This window comes from Bacillus sp. AF62 (genome assembly GCF_050312695.1).
GTDB classification, from domain to species: Bacteria; Bacillota; Bacilli; order Bacillales; family Bacillaceae_G; genus Bacillus_A; species Bacillus_A cereus.
The window spans coordinates 134,744-158,151 of sequence record NZ_JBNPJZ010000101.1 but is presented as its reverse complement, the minus strand read 5'-3'; the positions used below and the strand labels follow the sequence as shown (position 1 = coordinate 158,151).

Genomic DNA, 23,408 nt, shown 5'->3' with positions numbered 1-23,408 from the left:
AAAAGAAGGTCACCTCTCATAGGTAACCTTCTTTTTACATCCAACCCTTTTCTTCCGCAATTGTAATTGCCTCAATTCTATTTTTCGCATCGAGCTTCGTTAATACTTCAGAAATATAATTACGTACTGTACCCGGTGAAAGATAAAGTACCTTCGCAATTTCGTTTGCCGTCTTTCCTTCTTTCGCAAGCAACAATACTTCCTTTTCGCGATCTGACAACGGATTTTGCTCCTGCCATAGGCCGAACATTAAATCTTGGGAGACCTCTCGTTTCCCCTTCATTACATTACGAATTGCTGCCGCTAAATCTTCACTTGGGCTATCCTTTAATAAATAGCCGTGCACACCAGCTTTCATTGCTCTTTCAAAATATCCCGGCCGTGCAAATGTTGTTAAAATCATTACTTTACATAATGATTTTTCTTTTTTTAACGCTTCAGCAACATCTAATCCACTTTGAATCGGCATTTCAATATCCATAATACTTATATCCGGTTTTAACGATTCAATTAATTTTAGTGCCTCTTCCCCGTTTGCCGCTTGCCCAATTACTTCGATATCATCTTCTAAATCAAGTAGGGCCCCTAATGCACCACGAAGCATCCGTTGATCTTCTGCAATAATAATTCGAATCATGCCCTCACCTCATCTTTTCCTGTTCTAATAACAACTGGAACTTTTACTGTTAACAACGTCCCTGGATTGATTGTACCTAGTTCAACAAAACCATCAATAAGAGCAATTCGTTCTTTCATGCCGCGGATACCATTTCCATCATGATTTTGATCTGTTAAACCGATTCCGTTATCTTTTACTTTCAAAATCAGCTCACCTTGCGATTCTAATATAGAAACTGTGCACCGCGTTGCCTTGCTATGTTTTACAACATTCGTAACAGCCTCACGTAAACACATCCCGACAATATTTTGTTCAATTGGTGATAACGAACTCGAGCTGGCTTCTTGCCTCACTTCTAATTCAATATTAGCTGCTTGTAAGATCGCTTTTATTTGCTCTAGCTCTTCTTCTACCGTAATCATACGCATATCAGAAATTAATTCTCTCAGCTGTTTTAAGGCTGTACGAGACGTTTGTGTAATTTCCTTCGCTTCCGCACTTGCACGCTCTGGATTTTTCACAATTAACTTCTCTACAAGCTGGCTTTTCAAAGTAATAAGAGATAACGTATGCCCTAATGTGTCATGAAGATCTCTTGCAATCCGCTGCCGTTCTTCACGTTTTACTAAGTCTTTAATTTGCTCGTTTGCTTCATTCAGTTGGTTCTTCAACATCTTTTTCTGATTAAAATTGCGCATACCAAATGGCGTAAGAAGCATTAAAATAAACATCGGAACAATATTTACTAAACTTGTAGTTGTTAGTTGATTCATATTTACAAATAAAAATGCTCCAAGCATTATAACTAACGAACATAACAGCACTCGAAATACTTTCTTATTTGGCGCAAATCCCATCGCACTTGCTGTGAAAAAGCCAAAAAATATCATAAAAGGATTATAAAATAAAGCAAATAAAAAGATGAGTACCATTTGAATACACGCCCAAAAAACAAACGTCCTCTGAACAAAATAAAGCTGACGGTATGTGACGATAAAAATTATCAACATACTGCTTCCTAGCACAAGCTTCCATCCTGATGCTTGTGCTAAGTGATAAATTGGAAATAATAGATAAACAAACCACATGTATGGAAAAAATCCCATATGTTTCGGAAAAATCTCAATCCTCTTCTTCTCTATCATTTATACCGCTTCCTGTCTTTTTCTTATATATATTGATACTACAACAAATATAAGGAAATAACCTCCTAATACCGCGATATTTTCCCATCCAATTGATTTTCCAGCTACAATATCCCACGCACCACTTCCGAAATGGTATGTCGGTGTCCATTCACCAATCGTTCTTAATATTTTTGGGAATACTTCAATCGGCATCCACAACCCGCCAACTATAGCTAAACTCATATTTAAAATATTTGCTAAGCCAGCAGCTGCGTCCGCCTTCTTAATGGAACCTATTACTGTTCCTAACGCTAAAAATGGTGTTACCCCTAACAATAACCATAATCCCGCACCAATCCATTGCCCTACCGTTAACTCAACATGATTAATTAGTATCCCTGCAATAAAAATAACTAATATTGAAAAAGCATTTACTACTGTTTGAGCGATAATTTTTGCTGTTAAATATGCTCCCTCTGGAAGCGGTGTAATTTTTAGAAGATGTGTCCATCCTTGCCCTCTTTCCTGAGAAAGTCTCACACCGAAGCTAAAGAGTGCAGTCCCTACAATACTGAAAGTTGCCATCGAAATTAAATAGTGTGCTTTCCACGCATCTCCGTTTTGTGGTACTTGAACAACATTTGTAAAAATGTAGTAAAACATAACAGGCATTAATAATGAGAAAAAGATAAATAATTTATTGCGGAATGTACGTAAAATTTCTATTTTGCATTGCATCCATAATGCTCTCATGCGATTTCCTCCTTCTGATTTGCGACAAACTGTTCGAATGCTTCATCAAGACTTCCACGTTCAACTGAAACATCTGTTACAGGTAAATTCCTTTGATAAATGGCTTTTAAAGTTGCATCCGTATCCTCCGTTGTTAAAATGAAGCGTCCTTCTCTTGACTTTACTTCTGTTACATTTGGTAATTCCTTTAGTAATTTTGTAGGAATGCTTTCCTTCGAGTAAAATGTGATTGTTTTTCGCGAAATCGTCGCTTTCATTTCGTCTGGTGTACCATCTGCGATAATCTTTCCGTTCGCAAATAATAAGATACGATTTGCTAAAGCATCTGCTTCTTCTAAATAATGCGTCGTTAAAATAATTGTTTTCCCTTCACTTGCTAACTTTCGAATCGTTTCCCAAAACATTCTTCGAGACGTAATATCCATTCCGACTGTCGGCTCATCTAAAAATAACAAATCTGGATTTCCCGCAAGTGCAAGCGCAAAATTCAACCTTCTTTTTTGCCCACCTGATAACTTCTCACATCTTTGCTTTCGCTCTGATTCTAAATTTGATACCTGCAGTAACATTTCTTTCGCTATAGGATTCGTATAATAACTACGGAATAACTCGATTGCCTCTTCCACCGTAATACTATCAATGACACTTACTTCTTGTAGCATCGCACCGAGGCTATTACGAACATCTCTATGCTTTGGACTCTTTCCAAATATAGAGACCTTACCTTCCGTTGGGTCCTTTAATCCAAGCATCATCGACATCGTCGTTGTTTTACCCGCACCATTCGGTCCAAGCAATGCTACGATTTCTCCTTTATTTACATAAAATGAAACATTATTTACTGCGTTTTTATGTTTAAATGTTTTAGAAACACCATTTACTTCAATAATCTTTTCCAACTCTCCACCCCCGCTGTTTCTTATATTTACATTGTATTACTTGGAAAACTTAGGAAACAGTATGATACGTCATGACCTCGATATGACAATTGTCATGTATTCTTTATGAGAGGAATCAACCCGCATACCGCAAGCGAGTAGCAGGACGAAAATAAACATGATACAATCGGATAAGATATACATTCGAGGAAGGACAGTGGTTTTCATGATTATTCGTAATGAACAAGATTTAGAAGGCTTACGAAAAATCGGCCGCATCGTTGCGCTTGCACGTGAAGAAATGAAAAAACAAGCGAAGCCAGGTATGACAACGAAAGAGCTTGATTTGATCGGTAAAAAAGTATTAGATGAGCATGGTGCTATTTCTGCACCTGAAAAAGAATATGATTTCCCAGGTGTAACTTGCATTAGTGTAAATGAGGAAGTTGCTCATGGTATTCCAGGAGATCGTGTATTAAAAGAAGGCGACTTAGTAAATGTCGATGTATCTGCTGCACTTGATGGCTATTATGCAGATACAGGTATCTCATTTGTTCTTGGAGAAGACGAAGCAAAAGAAAAGCTTTGCCAAGCAGCGGTTGATGCATTTTGGGCAGCAATGAAAAAGGTTAGAGCTGGCTCAAAACAAAATCAAATTGGTCGTGCTGTTTCAAACTTCGCACATAAAAGTGGATACAATGTTATTCAAAACTTAACTGGTCACGGCATTGGTCTTAGCTTACATGAAGCACCAAATCACATTTTAAGTTACTATGATCCAATGGATAATGCGCTTCTAAAAGACGGTCTTGTTATCGCTGTAGAACCGTTCATCTCTATGAAAGCTGATCATATTATTGAACGTGGTGACGACGGTTGGACATTCGTTACACCTGATAAAAGTCTTGTTGCACAATGTGAACATACCGTTGTCGTAACACGCGGTGAACCAATAATCTTAACAGAAATCTAATACCAAAAACGGCTGTTTTGTAGATTTATTCCACATAAAACAGCCGTTTTTATTTTTGGGAAAATATGTGAACTATTGTTGAACTCTTTATCATTTAAGTATATAATCTTTAGCGGAGGTTACTTCAGCTTATCTTTACTAAAAAGATATTGTGACTACGGAGTAAAACACCTTCTTTCTTATTGTTTAAACAGTCTCAAAAATGACCGTAGTAACGTGTTAGTCGAATATTCTGTAATTCTTATATTTCTCTAACAATGTAAGAAACTATCATCTTTCAACTTCGGTCCACTAATCGCACAACTCTCTTTAGACAAAATAGATGACTATTTTCAAAGTACATATTGTCTTCATTCTGACCAAAACCAACCCTATCTAGATTTTTATTTCCACATAACTTTAAGGCAAAAATAAGCCTTCCAAAGGGATACACTACATTGGTTAGTATGTATCGTAAAACTTACCTTTATAACCATTCTTTTTTACTAGATATACATGAAAACTATCTCACATATAAAGGTCTGATATCATTCTTTATATCAGTATTTTTTTCGACATTTTTTGTCGAATTGTGTATATTTCCGCAGAAATGTGTAAATATACATTTTGTTTTACGTTAAATAATATTACTTTGAACATAATTCTGTTTGTCTGAGAAAGCGTATAGAAACGGAGGGATAACAAAAATAAATAGCTTATAAAAAATACTTTTAATATTCCATTTGTTCATGTGGAATAAGTCCCCAATGGACAAATGAATGTTCAGAGGAGGAAAAATGAAAAAACTTTTTAATGTATGTTTAATTGTATTCGTACTATTTTCGCAACTTGCTAGTTTTCCATACAATCAAGTAAAAGCGGAAACCTTAACAGGAGATTCCTTATTTGACACTGTTGAAATGAAGGATGCAACGAATCATATTATTGACGAAGCAAAAAATCCTAACAATTTAATAAAGATAGGATCAACCATTCAAGTAGAATACGCTTGGTCAATAAAGGATCAACAAGCTGCACACGCAAATGATACAGCAGTAGTTCAAATACCACTTGCATTAAAAGTATCTAAAGATTTGCAAGGGGATTTAGTAACAGATCAAAAAAATATTGGTCAATATTTTATAACAGCTAAAGATAATAAATTAAAATTAATATTTAATAATCAAGTAGAAAATTTGAAAGACGCTAAAGGAAAAATTAAAGTTGATACCGTGTTTAACTCAACTTTAAAAACTGGGGAAAAATCACTTCAAATCGCTTTTCCTTTAGGAACAATGGTTCAGCCTATATCAGTTCCTGTTCAAGTAGAAAACTCTAAAGAAGATGGCACCAAACAGGATACTAATAAACAAGCGCAAGATCCAGTAGCTAAACCTGTTACTGACAATCCGGAGCAAGATCCAGCAACTAAAACTGTTACTGATAATCCGGAACAAAACCCAGCAACTAAAACTGTTACTGATAATCCGAAACAAAACCCAACAACTAAAACTGTTACCGATAATCCGGAACAAAACCCAGCAGCTAAAACTGCCACTGATAATCCGGAACAAAACCCAGCAGCTAAAATTGCTACTGACAATCCAGAACAAAAGCTAGCAAGCGCCCCTGCTGAGAATACAAATTCAGGTCCAAAGCAAATAACAACAAACATTTTAACCAGTGTAAAGTTGACGGATAAAGACGGAAAACCATTTACAGAGGATAACCGTCCAAGTACAGATTCCCCTGCCAATATTGAGTTTACATGGGAACTTTTAAAATCAATGAATGTGAAAAATGGAGATTACTATATTTTTGATCTTCCTAAACATTTTAAGATTTACAATACAATTAACAGTCCTTTATATGATAGTGAAAACCATCAAATTGGTAATTTCACTGTTACAAAAGATGGAAAAGTCACGATGACATTCAACGATTATGTTGAAGAGCATCCAGATGTTGCTGGTAACCTACAATTAAAGACAGAATTTAATAAAGCTGAAATTAAAGGTACAACAACACAAGAAATTCCTTTCCCGATTAAAGATAAGGATGTTTCTATTACAGTTGATTTTAAGCCTAATGTACAAACAGCTACGAATAAAAAGGGTTTACCTGATAGACCAATTAATACAAATGAAATTAATTGGAAAGTAGAGATGAACAAAACGAAAGACACCCTTAAAAACGCTGTTTTTAAAGATAACATTCCACAAGGTACAAGCTTAAATAAAGATTCTATTAAAGTTTATTATTTAGAAGTTGATGTTAATGGGAATGTAACGCGTGGTGCAGAAGCTGAGCCAACAGATTACAATATTATTTCATCAGATGGCTCAAAATTGGAGATTGCTTTCAAAGACTCTATCAATAAAGCATATCAAATCGAATATGCCACAAAGATTACTGATGAAAATATTAAAAGTTTCCGAAATAACGTTACGATAACGAGTGATAATCAAAAGCAACAAAACGCAAGTTCTACTGTAACGGTTTCTCGTGGTACACACTTAAATAAAACAAGTAAATATGATCCAAAGACGCAAACAATTGAGTGGACAATTACTTACAATGGTGATCAAAGAGAGATCAAAAAAGCAGATGCGATTTTAAAAGATATTTTTGACGATACACACGAACTAGATGCAAATTCTATTGTTGTAAAAAACGCTTCATATAATGAAAAAGGAACGCTTGTAACAGGAGACGCTGTTAATAATTACAATGTAAGTAACAAGAAGAATGGATTCGATTTACAGTTTAATGATGATATTAATAGTGCTTATGTGATTACCTATAAAACCAAGCCAACCAATAAAGTTATAGAAGATGGAAAAGTAAAAAATAAAGTTACAGCTGATAATGATTCAAGTAAAGAAAATGAAGCTAGCTTCAAGCAGCAAAATATTATTAAATCTAATAATAAAGCTGAAACAAATTATAAAGACAAAACAACAACTTGGACAATTATAGTAAATAATAACAACTATCCATTAAGCAACGCGATTATTACGGACACCTTTGATCATGGTGGATTACAATTAAAAGATAAGAAACTAGAAATTAAAGACGGAAATTATACCCTTCAAGCTGGGACTGACTATGTTTTAGATGTAACAGATAAAGGCTTCAAAATTACTCTTATAGGCACGTATCAGTCTAATATGACAAAGACATTAGTCGTAAAATATACGACAGACTTTGATTATACAAAGCTAGAAAGTGGTAAAAATTCATTTAAAAATACAGGTAACCTTTCTTGGATAGATACGGATTCTAATCCACAATCAAATAAAGTTGAAGCTAATTTCGATCCTGATACTTTCACAAAGGCAAATGGTTATAAATACGGTTCTTATAACGCCCAAACGAAGGAAATTACTTGGATAATAGGCTTTAACTATAATAATGTTGAGATTAAAGATCCTTATGTTATAGACGTAATACAAGATAAACAAAAATTAGTGCCTGGATCCATTGAAGTGCGCGATATGATTCTAAATGGAAATCCTGATAATGCACAACCTGGTAATGCTGTACCAACTGAGAAATATGAACTTGAAGAACCTACAGAGAAAAATAAAAACACCCTAAAGGTTCATTTCAAACAATCAATTAATTCACCTTACTATATTATCTTTAAAACAAGCCTTGATGGTGAACTTATCCAAGGCACCTACAAAAACGAGGCAGATTTAAAAGATGGTTCTAAAATCGTAAACACCCTTACAGGTGACACTCAAGTAAATAAAGGTGGCAGCTTCGTTACTAAAAAAGCTGTGCAAGACGACAACTATATTAATTGGAGTATCGCAATTAACGAAAGCCAATCAACCATTGCAGATGCCGTTGTAACAGATGACCCAACCGAAAATCAGGTAATTGTGAAAGATTCATTCCACTTATATCCTACAACTGTTGATCCATATGGAAATTTAACAAAAGATACAGTAAACGAATTAAAAGAAGGAACAGACTATAAACTCAAAATAACAACAGACAATAATACCGGAAAGCAACATTTCGAAATTGCCTTCTTGAAAAAAATTGATCGAGCTTATATTTTAGAATATCGCTCACTTATTAATGCAGACGATAAAGAAAAAGTAAGTAATAAAGCGAAAATCACAGGCAATAAGTTGACAGTTAAAAACACAGAAACTACTGAAACGATTGAAGTGAGAATGTCTTCTGGTTCAGGCGGAGGATCTGCTACTAAAGGCCGTGGAAACCTTGAAATTATAAAGGTAGATAACGACAATAAGAACGCACTATTAGCTGGGGCAGAATTTACTTTATACGATCGTACAGGTAAAACTGTTATCCGTAAAATTACAACAGACAAAGACGGTATCGCTAAATTTAATAATTTAAAGCGCGATAAATATTTATTAAAAGAAACAAAGGCTCCTGAAGGCTATGTAATTAGCTGGGATTTAAAACAAGGGAAAATTGTTGAACTTGGTACACAAGAGACTACAACATATAAACTTGCAAATAAGAAGTTTGTCGGTAAAGTAGTTTTAACAAAGTCTGATGACCTGAATAAAAACGTCACACTGCAAGGTGCCGTTTTCACACTACTTGATAAAGACAAAAAAATAATTTCAGAACACGAAAAATTAACAACAAATGATCAAGGACAAATTACTGTAGATAATTTAAAACCAGGAACTTACTACTTACAAGAAACAACTGCTCCTGAGCATTATAAATTAGACAGTACACCTATTCAATTCACAATCAAAGAAGATCAAACAACAGTAATAAACCGAACTGCAACAAACAGTTTGATTCCAGGATCGGCCATTTTAACAAAATTCGATAAAGATGGAAAAACTTTAGCAGGTGCGGAGTTCAGTGTACGCGATCGATATAACAAAGTAATTCGTGGATATGAAAAATTAACGACAAATGATCAAGGACAAATCGAAGCAAAAGATTTACGCCCTGGAGACTATCAATTTGTCGAAGAAAAAGCACCTAAAGATTACGACATAGATAAAAAACCAATTGAGTTTACAATTATAAAAAGTCAAAAGAAAGCACTTACTGTTACAGCGACAAATCACCTCATTAAAGGTGGTGTCACTTTAACGAAAGTCGATGATGTCGATGGCACTGCCCTTGAAGGTGCTGTATTTAAAATTGTCGATGCGAATGACGAGAAACAAGTAATTCGTGAAAATATAAAAACAGGTTCAGATGGAAAAGTTACCGTTAAAGATTTAGAGCCTGGTGCTTATAAATTTATCGAAACAGAAGCTCCTAAGGATTATACGTTAAGTACAAACCCTATCGAGTTTACAATTGATAAAAGCCAACAAGCTCTTGCTACTGTTACGGCAAATAACAGCTTAAAAACGGGCGAGGTTGAATTATTAAAAGTTGATGAGTTTGGTGAGAAAAAACCACTAGAAGGTGCTGTATTCAAACTTGTCGATACAAATAATAATGACGTTTCCCCTCACACTAACTTAACTACTGATAAACACGGTAAAGTTAAAGTTAGTAACCTACGTCCTGGTACGTATAAATTTATTGAAATAGCTGCTCCTGAACATTACGTTTTACGAGAAGAACCTATTGAATTTACAATCGATAGAAGTCAGAAAGAAACTCTACTTGTGAAAGCTGAAAATGCTTTAAAACCAGGAGATGTTGAATTAACAAAAGTTGATGATATCGATGGTACAGCTCTTGAAGGTGCTGTATTTAAAATTGTTGATGCAAATGATGAAAAGAAAGTCATTCGCGAAAATGTAAAAACTGGTGCGGATGGTAAAGCTATCGCTACTGGCTTACGCCCTGGCGATTATAAATTTATTGAAGTAACAGCACCGAAGTATTACGACAAAAATACAAAACCAATTAAATTTACGATTACAGAAAGTCAAACAACTCAGGCTACTGTTACCGCTAAAAACAGCTTAACAAAAGGCGGTATTGAGTTAACAAAAGTGAATGCTGCAGATGAAAAGGAAACACTTGAAGGTGCAGTATTTAAAATCGTTAATAGAGATACTAATGAAGATGTTCGTACGGACCTTGTTACGAATAGTAAAGGAATGCTAGTTGTAGATGACTTACGTCCTGGTAACTATAAGCTTATCGAAACAAAGGCTCCAACTTATTACGATGTAAATGTAGAACCAATTGAATTTACAATCGAAAAAGGACAACAAAAACTCCTTCCACTTACATTTAAAAATAGTTTAACGAAAGGAAAAGTTAAACTTATTAAAGAAGATGATGTGGAAAGTAGTAAAGCTCTTGCCGGCGCTGTATTCACCTTGCAAGACGCAACTGGCAAAGAAATTATGAAAGATTTAACAACAGATGATTACGGAGTATTAGTTATTCCTGATTTAGCACCAGGGGATTATCAATTTATCGAAACAAAAGCCCCTGAACATTATAAATTAGACAAAACACCTATTAAGTTCACAATTAAAAAAGGTAGTAAGGAAGATCTTCCTATCCCTGTTACTGTAAAAAATAGTTTACTTACAGGTGGCGTCACTTTAACAAAAGTTGATGATGTTGATGGCACTACTCTTGAAGGTGCAGAATTTATAATCGTTGACGCTCATGATACTAAAAAGGTAATTCGAAAAGGTTTAACAACTGATAAAAACGGTAAAATTACTGCTTCTGATTTACGTCCTGGAGACTATCAATTTATTGAAGTAAAAGCTCCAAAAGACTATACCTTAAGCAAAGACCCTATTCCGTTCACTATCGAAAAAAGTCAAAAAGAGAATATTACTGTTACTGCTACTAACAGTTTAAAGAAAGGTGCAGTAACATTAACAAAAATTGATGACATCGATCGTACGATGCTCGAAGGTGCAATCTTTAAGATTGTGGATATGAATGGTAAGGAAGTTCATACGAATCTTGTTACAGATAAAAACGGTAAAATTTCTGTTTCTGATTTACGCCCTGGAGACTATCAGTTCATTGAAACAAAAGCTCCTGAGCACTATGTATTAGATGAAACAACGATTCCATTTACAATTGAAAGAAGTCAAACGAAAGAGATCAATGTTACAGGCAAAAATGCTTTGAAAAAAGGTAGCGTTGAACTAACAAAGATTGACGATATTGATATAACTACAAAACTTGCTAACGCCGTATTTAATTTATTAGATGCAGACGGAGAGCTAGTTAAAGAAGGCTTAAAAACAAATGATGAAGGTAAAATTGTTGTTGAAAACCTACGTCCTGGTACGTATCAATTCGTTGAAACAATTGCTCCTGAACATTACGATTTAGATAAAAAACCTATCGTATTTACAATTAAAAAGAGCCAAACTGAAACTCTTCATATCACTGCTACAAATGCTTTAACAAAGGGTGCAGTTAAACTTTCTAAAGTAGACGATGTTGACGGCACTGTTCTTAAAGATGCAGTATTTAAAATTGTTAATATGAACGGTGATGTAGTTCATAAAGACCTTGTTACAAATGAACAAGGAATAATCGAAATTAACAACCTACGTCCTGGTGATTACCAATTTATCGAAACGAAAGCTCCTAAGCATTACGTTTTAGATGAAACACCAATCAAATTCACTATTGAAAAAGGACAGAAGAAAGCTATTTCTTTAACTGCTACAAATAGCTTAAAACAAGGTAGTATCGAATTACTTAAAGTTGATGATTTAAACACTCAAACAAAACTTGCTGATGCGGTATTTAATTTACTGGATCAAGATAGCAAAGTACTTAAAACAGATTTAAAAACAAACAGTGAAGGTAAAATCGTTATCGAAAACTTACGTCCTGGTACGTATCAATTCGTTGAAATAACGGCTCCTGAACACTATGATTTAGACAAAAAACCAATTATATTTACAATTAAAAAAAGCCAAAAAGATATTGCTACCGTTACTATGAAAAATAGTTTAACAAAAGGCGGCGTGGAACTTTCTAAAGTGGATGACGTCGATGGCACTACTCTTGAAGGCGCAGTATTTAAAATTGTGGATATGAATGGTACTGTAATTCGCAAAAATCTTGTTACTAATCAACAAGGTAAAATTAGCGTTTCTGACCTACGTCCTGGTGATTATCAATTCATCGAGACAACGGCTCCGAAACACTACGATTTAAGCAAAGAGCCAATTCCATTCACAATTACAAAGAGCCAAGCTGATCCTATCTCCGTTACAGCTACAAATAGCTTAACGAAAGGCGCTGTGGAACTTTCTAAAGTGGATGATGTAGATGGTACTGCTCTTAAAGATGCGGTATTTAAAATTACTGATCTGAATGGTAACGAGATTCGTACTGAGCTTACAACAGATGTACATGGAAAAATTTCTGTTTCTGATTTACGTCCTGGGGACTATCAGTTTGTTGAAACGAAAGCTCCTGAACACTATAAATTAGATAGTACACCTATTAAGTTTACAATTAAGAAAAGCCAAAAAGAAAAGCTCCAAGTTACTGCTACAAATAGCTTAACTGAGGGTGCTGTAGAATTAATAAAAGTGGATGATATAAATCCAGATACAAAACTTTCTGATGCAGTGTTTAACATCATCGATGCGAAAGGTAAAATTGTTCGCACTGATTTAACTACTGATAAAGATGGTAAGATTACTGCTACGAACTTACGCCCAGGAGACTATCAATTCATTGAAACGAAAGCTCCTAAGCATTACGATTTAAATAAAACACCTATTAGCTTCACTATCGAGAGAAGTCAACTAACTCACGCTTCTGTTACTGCTAAGAATGGCCTAACAAAAGGTGGCGTGGAATTAACGAAAGTTGACTCTATAGATAAGAAAGAAATGCTAGAAGGTGCGGTATTTAAAATTACTGATCTGAACGGTAACGACATTCGTACGAATTTAGTTACCAATAAAGACGGAAAAATCACCGCTAAAGACTTACAACCAGGAGACTATCAATTTATTGAAACAAAAGCTCCTAAACATTACGACTTAAATGAAGAACCAATTAAGTTCACAATCGAAAGAAGTCAAACAAAGCATGTCTTCGTTACAGCTATTAATAGCTTAACGAAAGGTAGTGTTAAGTTAATTAAAGTTGATGATGCCAAGCAAAACACAACACTTGAAGGTGCAGTATTTAAAATTGTTAATAAGGATGGACACGATGTTCGTACCGATTTAACTACTGATAAAAACGGCCGTTTAGTTGTGGATGAATTACCGCCAGGAGACTATGAGTTTATCGAAACAAAAGCTCCTGAACACTATGACTTAAACAAAACACCTATTAAGTTCACAGTTAAAAAAGGCCAAGAAAAAATCGCCTCTGTTACTGCTACGAATAGCTTAACTAAAGGCGCCGTTGAATTAACTAAAGTTGATGACATCGATGGTACTACTCTTGAAGGAGCAATCTTTAAAATTGTAGATATGGACGGCAAGGATATTCGTTCTGATTTAACTACTGATAAAGATGGGAAGATTTCTGTTTCTGATTTACGTCCAGGAGATTATCAGTTTATTGAAACGAAAGCTCCAACTGGCTATGATTTAAACATTAAACCAATTCCTTTCACAATTACGAAAGGACAATCTCAGGTTACCTCTGTTACAGCTTTAAATAGTTTAACAACAGGTTCAATTGAGTTAACTAAAGTTGATATTGATCACCATGGAACACTTGAAGGTGCCATTTTCAATATTTTAGACCAAGATGGAAAAATCATCCGAGAGAGTTTAAAAACAGACCAACACGGAAAAGTAATCGTAAATGATTTGAAACCTGGTAATTATCAATTAGTAGAAACACAGGCTCCTAAAGGCTATCAATTAGATGCATCACCAATAAACTTTACAATTGATAAAGCCCAAGCTACACCACTACAAATTACAGTTTCAAATAAAAAGATTGAATCTTCGTCAGGTGGAGATGACAAGCCAGTTACTCCTCCAAATAAAGAAGAAAACAAAGGCAATGAAACATCTGAGAAACACAAAAACGGAACTTCCGAAGAAACATCAAATGAAACAGATAACAAACAACAAGATGATCGAAATACGGATAAACACCTTCCAAATACAGGTCATAAAGAAGACCCTACACAAACAGTAGGTATCGTCCTTCTACTAGCTGGATTATTAAGTATTTTAGCTACAAAACGCAAAAAACATTATTAATAATGTTTTTACATCCAATCAATCTCTCAATTGATTGGATGTTTTTTTATACAAAAAGGACGATACATAAAGTATCGTCCTTTTAACGGGGTGAGGCTGCCCAAAAGTACGGAAAACCTTTGAACAGCCTCTTATTTTCATATGGATGCCTTACATATATCACTGATAATAATTATGAAATGCGGAAACATAATTACCATCAACTGATTCAAACATGAGAAATGAAACCCTACAGTGGTTCCATTTCTCTACATAATCTAAAGTTTGGGTACACTAGATTCATGCAATGTAGGAGCTTTCAGAGTAGAAAGCGAACCTTCGTTTAAAATGATAGCATACATATCTTCCTCAAAAATATGCAAATATGCATATATTGTTTTTATTTCTCAATATCAGAATATTGAAAAATAAAAGACGCGAAGGTAAAATAAAATCATTATCCGTCTTCTTTTGTCAGTCACAGAGAATAGAAGAATAGGAGAGGAAAAAATGAGAAAATCATTGAAACAAAAAATAGTAAGCTCTTTGCTTGCTGTATCACTCGCTGTTAGCTTAGCTCCAATTGGGCAAGCAAAAGCGGATTCCACGTCAGAGGTTACACAAACTCCATCTATTACAAAACAGATTGATCCAAACCGCGCAATTGAACATGTTCGTTTCTTATCTGAAACAATTGGTCCTCGACCCGGTGGAACAAAATCCGAAGAATGGGCTTCTCGTTACATTGGTATGCAGCTTAAATCGATGGGCTATGAAGTAGAATATCAGCCATTTCAGGTGCCCGATCAGTACGTTGGATTCATTGAATCACCACTATCAATAAAACGTAATTGGCAAGCTGGTGCTGCTCCTAATTCACTAATTTCTACAGAAGCTGTTACAGCTCCCCTTATCTTTGTTCAAGGTGGGACAAAATTAGAAGATATTCCAAATGAAGTAAACGGTAAAATTGTTTTATTTGAAAGAGGAACGACAATTACAGACTATAATAAACAAGTTGAAAATGCTGTTAGCAAAGGTGTAAAAGGTGTTCTTTTATACAGTTTAATTGGCGGACGCGGAAATTATGGACAAACCTTCAATCCCCGCCTAACGAAAAAGCAATCTATCCCTGTCTTTGGTCTTGCTTATGCGCAAGGAAATGCATTTAAAGAAGAAATCGCTAAAAAAGGGACAACAATTCTTTCCCTAAAAGCGAGACATGAATCTAAATTAACATCTCTAAATGTTATCGCCACAAAGAAACCAAAAAAGAGTACCGGTAATGAAAAAGCAGTCGTTGTAAGTTCGCACTATGATAGTGTTGTCGGAGCACCTGGCGCAAATGATAATGCTTCTGGAACTGGATTAGTATTAGAACTAGCTCGTGCTTTTCAAAATGTAGAAACTGATAAGGAAATTCGGTTTATTACCTTTGGTTCTGAAGAGACTGGCTTACTTGGCTCCGATTATTACGTTAATAGTCTATCCCAAAAAGAACGCAATCGAATTTTAGGTGTCTTTAACGCAGACATGGTTGCAACAAATTATGATAAAGCAAAGAATTTATACGCTATGACACCTGATGGCTCTACAAACTTTGTAACAGATGCTGCCTTGCAAGCAGGTAAACAACTAAATAATGACCTCGTCCTACAAGGTAAATTCGGTTCTAGTGATCATGTTCCATTTGCTGAAGCTGGTATTCCTGCTGCTCTATTTATTTGGATGGGTGTCGATAGTTGGAATCCATTAATCTATCATATTGAGAAGGTATACCATACACCTCAAGATAACGTATTAGAAAACATTTCACCTGAACGAATGAAAATGGCATTAGACGTTATCGGAACAGGGGTTTATAACTCGCTTCAAAAACCTGTTACTCAAACTGAGCAGAAAGCTGCTTAATCAATAAAAGCATATTTTATCCTACTCATTATCGTATACAATATTAACTGTAACAATATCGATTACAACTTATAAGGAGGCTTTTTCTATTATGAAAAAAATGATTTTAGCAGGTGCGTTAACTTTAGCAGGAATTACCGGCGCTACCGCGTTTATTCCTGAAACAAAAGTCGCTGCTGCCGCTCAAGAACAAAGCTTTACAAAATTTTATTCTTTGCAAACTGGAGGTAGTTCTGAACAAGAACCTGTTTTCCTTCAAAAGGGACAAGAGTTAACAATTCAACCTAACAGCAAAACTCCTAGTTACAGTGTTTATGACTCAAATCATAACCTTATTGGACGTTATTCTGATGGTTACGGCCGAATTTTCACTGCAAAAACAGATGGAAATATGTACGTTCAATTTCATGCACCTTACGTTTACTATAGTCCTGTTAGTTTTTCTGTTACTTATACAATCCAATAAAATAAAGGGCCTTTCTCAAGGGCCCTTTATTTTGCTTCCCAATTCACTTTTACAAAACCATCTTTCACCATTAAACCACTTATATTAAATACATACTTTTCATTTGCTTTTAATGTAGCTTTAAAAGTACCTTTTTTCGATTCACAGATTTCTTTTAACTCTATTATACCTTCTCCTTTCCTTTCATATAAGCTAAAGCATAAATTACCACGTTTTGCATCTGTTTCATAAGAAAATGTTACTTCTGTATCTTTTGCATACTCAAGTTCAATACCTTTCCCAGCAATATCCCATGATGAGAATTTTGCCTCGTAACTTGTCTCCCCTCGCTTCTCATTTTCTAAATATATATCACCAGCTCTCCACATATCATCTAGCGTTTGAACAAAAGCAAAGCCGCTAAGTAATACAAACATCGCACTTGCAAATATGACAACTAATGTTATCTTTTGTTTTTTCATAACCTTCATCGTATGTTCGCCTTCTATTTTCTTGTTACTTCTTCGTATCATATATAACAAAACTCCAATAAAAAATGGCAATACAATCGCTATAACACTCCACCACTTACTTATTCCACACGTTTTCGCATCTGTATACACCCATGATGCTACACATACTAAAAGTGCTATAAAAGCCAAAAATATTGTAATCCCAGCTATCTCAAATACTACAAATGGATTAGCGAACTCTATCATGTAATTTATACTCCTTCTTTAAAAATGACTGTATGACAACGTATATAGGAATGTATAGGTGCATCATAATAACTATCGTTATAATGACAGATATTTTATGATCCAAATGACTAACAAACTGCTCTAGGGTGACTGTTAATACAATCATCCAAATAGCATGAATGAAAACAACCCATCTCTTTTCTAATTTCCGAGCATTTCGCACGCTCTGTTTCGTATGATTTATCAGCTCTTCGCTAGGAATCATCTCTCCCGCTAAACTGCTCTTTATTTTCTGTTCAAATTTATCTTCCTTCATGCACGAAACCCTCCAAATGTTCTCGCATTTTCTTTTTCGCATAATTGAGACGATACTTCACCGTACCAATCAGTATATTTAATATTTCACTCATTTCCTTGTAAGAATATTGTTCATAGTAATAGAGTACGAGTACCGTTTTATATTTTTCATTTAATAACTGTATTACTTCCCATATCATTTCCGCTTCCACTTTTCGAATAAATTCTCCTGATATATTCACTTCATCTGCGAAATCTATTTCTCCACCATCTTCTTTATGAAACAAATCCAATATTCGATCTTTCCACCTTTTTTTCTTACGATAAAAATCATAAAACGTACGAACACAAATTGCAGTAATCCACTTTTTATAATTATCCACATAAGAAAGTTGGTGCCTTGATGAAAAAACCTTTATCCACGTCTCTTGAAAAATATCTTCCGCATCTTCTTTCGTTTTCGCTAACTTATAGCATAAGGAATATATTTGCTGCTTATATATATCAATTAATTCTTCTACCTTTTCTTCCATCATAAGCCTCTCTGTCAGGAGCTCCATCCCCCTCCTATTCTAAACGAGCCGCTTTCGCTTTTCTTAATTACATTTTTTCTGGTGCAAATACTCCTACGATTGCTAATGCATTTTGAAGTGTAGTGCGTACTGCTTTCATTAACTCGTAACGAGCTTTACTTAATTCTAAGTTATCTTGGTTCAATACTTTTTCTGCATTGTAGAAGCTGTGTAATGCTGCTGCTAATTCAAATGCATAGCTTGTAATGCGGTGTGGCAGACGTTTTTGTGCTGCATCCGCAACTACAGCTGGGAATTCACCAAGTTTTTTCAGTAACTCTACTTCTTTCTCAGAAGTAACAAGTTTGTAATTCACGTCTCCATCTGCAGCTAATCCTAACTCTTCACCTTGACGAAGGATACTGCATACACGAGCATGAGCATATTGTGCATAGTATACTGGGTTTTCATTAGATTTTGATACAGCTAAGTCCATATCGAAGTCTAAATGAGAATCACCGCTACGCATCGCGAAGAAGTATCTCATTGCGTCCACGCCTACTTCTTCCATAAGCTCACGAAGTGTAACTGCTTTACCTGTACGCTTACTCATTTTCATTTTTTCACCATTTTGGTACAGTTGTACCATTTGGATGATTTCTACTTCAAGTGTTTCTTTATCGTAACCTAGCGCTTGAATAGCAGCTTTCATACGAGGAATGTAACCGTGGTGGTCAGCACCCCAAATGTTGATTAACTTATCGAAACCACGCTCTAATTTATCACGGTGATAAGCGATATCTGGCGTTAAGTATGTGTAAGAACCGTCATTTTTAATTAATACACGGTTTTTGTCGTCACCGTAAGTCATTGAACGGAACCAAGTTGCTCCGCCTTCTTCAAAGATTTCATCACGCTCTTTTAATACAGCAAGTGCAGCATCAATTTTTCCGTTTTTGTATAATGATGTTTCTGAGAACCATACATCAAATTTAACACGGAAGCTCTCTAAGTCTTTTTGAAGTTTTGCTAACTCATATTTCAAACCATATTCACGGTAGAATTCATAGCTTTCTTTTTCATCAGCTTTTGCGTAACGATCACCAAACTCTTCAGCTAAACGTTTACCGATTCCAATGATATCCGCACCATGGTAACCGTCTTCTGGCATTTCTTTCTCTAAACCTAATGCTTGCATGTAACGAGCTTCAACAGAAAGAGCTAAGTTATGAATTTGGTTACCAGCATCATTAATATAGTACTCACGAGATACATCGTATCCTGCTTTTGCTAATACGTTACATAAAGTGTCACCTACTGCCGCACCACGTGCATGTCCTAAGTGAAGGTCACCTGTTGGATTCGCAGATACGAACTCAACTTGTACTTTTTCACCTTTACCAGTGTTCGTTTCACCGTAAGCTTCACCAGCGTTTACGATTGTTGGAATTAAATCTGTTAAGTAGCTATTATCCATATAGAAGTTAATAAAACCAGGACCAGCGATTTCGATTTTTTCAATAGAAGCTTTTGCTTTATCGAAGTTTGCAACTAGTTCTTCTGCAATCATACGAGGTGCTTTTTTCGCAACGCGTGCAAGTTGCATTGCCATATTTGTAGAGAAGTCACCATTTGTTTTATCTTTTGGAGATTCTAATACAACGTTTGGAATCTGTTCTTCTGTCGCTAATTCTGCCTTTAATACAGCAGCTTGAATTTCTTCTTTAATCAATCCTTTTACCTGTTCTAAGGAATTCATTATTTTGCCTCCTTCAAATTAATTGTAATTGTATATCTGCCAGCTTCTTGTTCACTTAGAAGCAATGCGTACGTTAAGAAGAGTTGTCCTTTTTTCTTTTCATCCGACCATTTAAAAAGAACGTTATCAGTTTTCGTTTGCAGTGCAAACGTACCAAGTTCACTCGTATACGTACCCGTTGTCCATTCACCTTTCACATGCGTCTGACGCATAGAAATAGCACCTGAACGCATAATGAGAACTTGTTCATCTTGAATTTTAATAATTGTTTTCACTTCGCCTTGTTCGTTCGGCTCCTGGAATGTTACATATGTACCTTGACCTTTTACATAGTATTGACCATTTGCTTCAAAAGCAACGGTTTCCTTCCTCGCCCCTTCACGGATTTCTGTTACGAAATGAACGTGTACCGGCAAGCCTGCAAGTTGTTTCTTCACGTCTTGCACACCTTTCAAATGTTATAGATATTAAATACTACTTATAATAAATCACTTTTCCTATCATATCAAAAAAAGACGCTGTCTGTCTGCTGAAAAATCAGGAAAACTCCATTTCAAAAAATAATTCACTTCTACTTTATTTCATGTGATAAAATATTTTTTAAATCTAAATATTCTTTTAATTATAGAGGTGAATTCAGTGATACCAACAAAGTTAAAAAAGGGTGATGAAATACGCGTGATTTCACCATCGTGTAGTTTAAGTATTGTTTCAAATGAAAATAGAAAACTTGCTACAAAAAGATTAACTGACATGGGCTTTCAAGTTACATTCTCAAAATATGCCGATGAGATAGATCAATTTGCTTCCTCTTCTATTTCTTCCCGCATTCAAGACCTCCATGAAGCATTTGGAGACCCTAATGTAAAAGCTATTTTGACGACACTTGGCGGATACAACTCCAATGGTTTATTGAAACATCTCGATTATGATCTAATTCGTAAAAACCCGAAATTTTTCTGTGGTTATTCTGATATTACTGCCTTAAATAATGCAATTTACACAAAAACAGGGCTTGTTACATATTCGGGTCCCCACTTCTCTTCATTTGGAATGGAGAAAGGGCTCGAGTATACAAACGATTACTTTTTACAATGCTTAACCACTAATGAGCCTATTGAAATTATTCCGGCGGAAACGTGGAGCGATGATTCTTGGTATATGGATCAGGAAAATCGAGAATTTATAAAAAATGAAGGGTATGTTCCAATTCAAGAGGGGGAAGCGACAGGAGAAATTATCGGTGGCAATATGAGCACACTTAATTTACTACAAGGCACACCATATATGCCAAACTTAAAGGGCAAAATTTTATTCCTTGAAGAAGACAGTTTAACAGGAAAATCAACGCTTAAAACTTTTGATCGCTATCTACATTCCCTTATGCAGCAACCTGATTTTGAACATATAACAGGTATTGTAATAGGAAGAATGCAAAAAGAAGCAGAATGTACGATAGCGGACATTCAAGAAATGATTTCTTCAAAACCTGAACTTGCACATATTCCTATCATTGCAAATGCAAATTTTGGACATACAACTCCAATTTTTACTTTTCCAATTGGTGGACATGCCAAAATCATTTCTAACAAAGAAAATACATCTATCACTATTTTAACGCACTAAAAAAGGAGCGAACGATTCGCTCCTTTTATGATTTTTCTATTTTTTGCAACGCTTTTTGCGGGATTGACTCTTTCGTTATTTCAGCCCATCCTTTTCCTTGCATACCTTTTGCATAAATTTTTATAAAAGCACCTGCATGCAATTCACGATTTACCATTCTTTTAATAATTTGTTGCTTTCCGTCCTCTGTATACCCTTTAAATGTATACAAATATTCACCGTCTTTTTTCTCACCTTTATCTACAACCGCATAATAATCTTGTATTTCTTTATTCGAAAAGAAGTTGTCTACAAAAGCATGTACACCTTCTGTTTTTGTGTTTAAATAATATGCTGTTCCCCCTAAAATGATGGCGAATACAGCTAAAACTTTAATTACCAATTTCATACATGCGCCTCCTGTTTGCACTTCTTTCTCACTAGTATTATATCTATACTTGTATTATACGGAAAAGAGCATACTATACTCTATCTAAAAGTCTTACACTTTCCTTACATTATTGTAAGGGATTTTTTCTTAAAGCAAGTTCCCAAGAAAAAATTTTTCCGTTTCATACACTTTTATATTATTATTGAATGATACGAATTTTTATTACAAAAATCAAAGGAGACAGTTTTCAAATGGCTATCTTGCAAGGTTTAGCACTATTACTTGTTGTACTTTGTCTATTTACACTTTTCAGTTACCGTGCGCCTTACGGAATGAAGGCGATGGGCGCTTTAGCTAATGCAGCAATCGCAAGTTTTCTTATTGAAGCATTTCACCGTTATATAGGTGGAGAAATGTTTCATAATGACTTTTTACAATCAGTAGGAGAAGCTTCTGGTAGTATGAGCGGTGTCGCAGCAGCGATTTTAGTCGCATTAGCAATCGGTGTTTCCCCCGTATACGCTGTTTTAATTGGTATCGCTACTAGTGGATTCGGTATTTTACCAGGATTTTTCGCCGGATACGTTTGTGCCTTCGTCGTGAAATTTCTCGAAAAGAAATTACCGGCTGGTGTGGAATTTTTAGCAATCCTATTTATCGCTGCACCAATCTCACGTGGAATGGCAATGCTTATGGATCCGCTCGTTAACGCAACACTTGGTAAAATCGGTTCTATGATATCAGTTGCAACTACAGAAAGTCCTATCATTATGGGTATTATGCTTGGTGGATTAATAACAGTTATTTCTACCTCTCCACTGAGTTCTATGGCACTAACTGCAATGCTTGGATTAACAGGTTTACCAATGGCAATTGGTAGTCTTGCCGTAGCAGCCTCAGCCCCGATGAACTTTATTTTCTTTAAGCGACTAAAAATTTGCTCAAAGAAAGACACAATCGCTGTAGCAATCGAGCCTTTAACACAAGCAGATGTTGTTTCAGCAAATCCAATTCCAATTTATGCAACAAACTTCGTTGGCGGTGCACTTGCCGGTATTATTACATCGCTATTCCAGCTTGTTAATAATGCACCAGGAACAGCATCACCAATTCCAGGTCTTCTTGTCCTATTCGGATTTAATGACGTTATAAAAGTAACGATTGCTGCTGTACTATGTGGAATCGTTACCACTATTGTCGGATACATCGGGTCTATTGTGTTCCGTAAATATCCGATCCGCTCTGCTGATGAAATTCGTGGAGTTACTTCGGAAGAGAAGGTTGCATAAGAAAAAGAGCTATTCCCATCGTTTGAGAATAGCTTTTTT

Annotated in this window: 16 protein-coding genes; 6 read left to right on the top strand and 10 right to left on the bottom strand. The window is 35.3% G+C overall.

Features of this window, described 5'->3' with window-relative positions:
- Positions 1–34: 34 nt before the first annotated feature.
- The 4 genes from ACQRBL_RS27055 to ACQRBL_RS27040 are packed head-to-tail and all read right to left on the bottom strand — an operon-like array spanning position 35 to position 3,398.
- A complete protein-coding gene (locus ACQRBL_RS27055; protein WP_000619242.1) occupies positions 35–637 on the bottom strand; it encodes a response regulator transcription factor in 603 nt (200 codons plus the stop codon).
- Positions 634–1,764, bottom strand: a complete 1,131-nt coding sequence (locus ACQRBL_RS27050) for a sensor histidine kinase (RefSeq protein ID WP_411995841.1) — start codon at positions 1,762–1,764, stop codon at positions 634–636. The genes ACQRBL_RS27055 and ACQRBL_RS27050 overlap by 4 nt, the downstream gene beginning before the upstream one ends.
- Positions 1,765–2,499, bottom strand: a complete 735-nt coding sequence (locus ACQRBL_RS27045; RefSeq protein ID WP_001202431.1) for an ABC transporter permease — start codon at positions 2,497–2,499, stop codon at positions 1,765–1,767. It abuts the gene before it with no gap.
- Entirely contained in the window at positions 2,496–3,398 is a 903-nt protein-coding gene (locus tag ACQRBL_RS27040; RefSeq protein WP_411995842.1) for an ABC transporter ATP-binding protein, read from the bottom strand. Before ACQRBL_RS27040 ends, ACQRBL_RS27045 begins: the two co-directional genes overlap by 4 nt.
- Before the next feature lie 157 nt (positions 3,399–3,555).
- On the opposite strand from ACQRBL_RS27040, the gene map reads away from it, so the two are divergent.
- The 4 genes from map to ACQRBL_RS27020 all read left to right on the top strand — a co-directional run bounded on the left by map (position 3,556) and on the right by ACQRBL_RS27020 (position 16,836).
- Positions 3,556–4,350, top strand: coding sequence for a type I methionyl aminopeptidase (gene map, locus ACQRBL_RS27035; RefSeq protein WP_003313889.1), 795 nt, complete (start codon positions 3,556–3,558; stop codon positions 4,348–4,350).
- A gap of 776 nt (positions 4,351–5,126) precedes the next feature.
- Positions 5,127–14,480: a SpaA isopeptide-forming pilin-related protein gene (locus ACQRBL_RS27030; RefSeq protein ID WP_411995843.1), complete on the top strand. Its 9,354-nt coding sequence runs from the start codon at positions 5,127–5,129 to the stop codon at positions 14,478–14,480.
- Between the two features lie 489 nt (positions 14,481–14,969).
- Complete coding sequence (locus ACQRBL_RS27025) at positions 14,970–16,370, top strand: M28 family metallopeptidase (RefSeq protein WP_411995844.1); 1,401 nt, start codon at positions 14,970–14,972, stop codon at positions 16,368–16,370.
- A gap of 91 nt (positions 16,371–16,461) precedes the next feature.
- On the top strand, positions 16,462–16,836 hold the full coding sequence (locus tag ACQRBL_RS27020; RefSeq protein WP_000738223.1) for a hypothetical protein: 375 nt from the start codon (positions 16,462–16,464) through the stop codon (positions 16,834–16,836).
- Positions 16,837–16,862: 26 nt separating this feature from the next.
- On the opposite strand, the gene ACQRBL_RS27015 is transcribed toward ACQRBL_RS27020, so the two are convergent.
- From ACQRBL_RS27015 to ACQRBL_RS26995, 5 genes are all read right to left on the bottom strand, one after another.
- Positions 16,863–17,534, bottom strand: a complete 672-nt coding sequence (locus ACQRBL_RS27015; RefSeq protein ID WP_411995845.1) for an anti-sigma factor — start codon at positions 17,532–17,534, stop codon at positions 16,863–16,865.
- Positions 17,518–17,832, bottom strand: coding sequence for a hypothetical protein (locus tag ACQRBL_RS27010; protein ID WP_000656690.1), 315 nt, complete (start codon positions 17,830–17,832; stop codon positions 17,518–17,520). The genes ACQRBL_RS27015 and ACQRBL_RS27010 overlap by 17 nt, the downstream gene beginning before the upstream one ends.
- Positions 17,819–18,346: an RNA polymerase sigma factor gene (locus tag ACQRBL_RS27005; RefSeq protein WP_411995868.1), complete on the bottom strand. Its 528-nt coding sequence runs from the start codon at positions 18,344–18,346 to the stop codon at positions 17,819–17,821. The genes ACQRBL_RS27010 and ACQRBL_RS27005 overlap by 14 nt, the downstream gene beginning before the upstream one ends.
- 67 nt (positions 18,347–18,413) lie before the next feature.
- Positions 18,414–20,084: an arginine--tRNA ligase gene (gene argS / locus ACQRBL_RS27000; RefSeq protein ID WP_411995846.1), complete on the bottom strand. Its 1,671-nt coding sequence runs from the start codon at positions 20,082–20,084 to the stop codon at positions 18,414–18,416.
- The gene (locus tag ACQRBL_RS26995) at positions 20,084–20,521 is read right to left on the bottom strand and encodes a DUF1934 domain-containing protein (protein ID WP_000744343.1); all 438 of its coding nucleotides are present in this window, start codon (positions 20,519–20,521) and stop codon (positions 20,084–20,086) included. The genes argS and ACQRBL_RS26995 overlap by 1 nt, the downstream gene beginning before the upstream one ends.
- A 202-nt stretch (positions 20,522–20,723) precedes the next feature.
- Here ACQRBL_RS26995 and ACQRBL_RS26990 point away from each other — a divergent pair, with 202 nt between their 5' ends.
- Positions 20,724–21,710, top strand: coding sequence for a S66 family peptidase (locus tag ACQRBL_RS26990; RefSeq protein ID WP_000613238.1), 987 nt, complete (start codon positions 20,724–20,726; stop codon positions 21,708–21,710).
- A gap of 25 nt (positions 21,711–21,735) precedes the next feature.
- Here the strand turns inward: ACQRBL_RS26990 and ACQRBL_RS26985 are convergent, their stop codons facing one another.
- Positions 21,736–22,098 carry a YxeA family protein gene (locus ACQRBL_RS26985; protein WP_000779932.1) on the bottom strand — a complete coding sequence of 121 codons (363 nt, stop codon included), beginning with the start codon at positions 22,096–22,098 and terminating at the stop codon, positions 21,736–21,738.
- A 233-nt stretch (positions 22,099–22,331) separates the two neighbouring features.
- On the opposite strand from ACQRBL_RS26985, the gene ACQRBL_RS26980 reads away from it, so the two are divergent.
- Positions 22,332–23,369 carry a PTS sugar transporter subunit IIC gene (locus ACQRBL_RS26980; protein ID WP_000996313.1) on the top strand — a complete coding sequence of 346 codons (1,038 nt, stop codon included), beginning with the start codon at positions 22,332–22,334 and terminating at the stop codon, positions 23,367–23,369.
- The last annotated feature ends 39 nt before the right edge of the window (positions 23,370–23,408 follow it).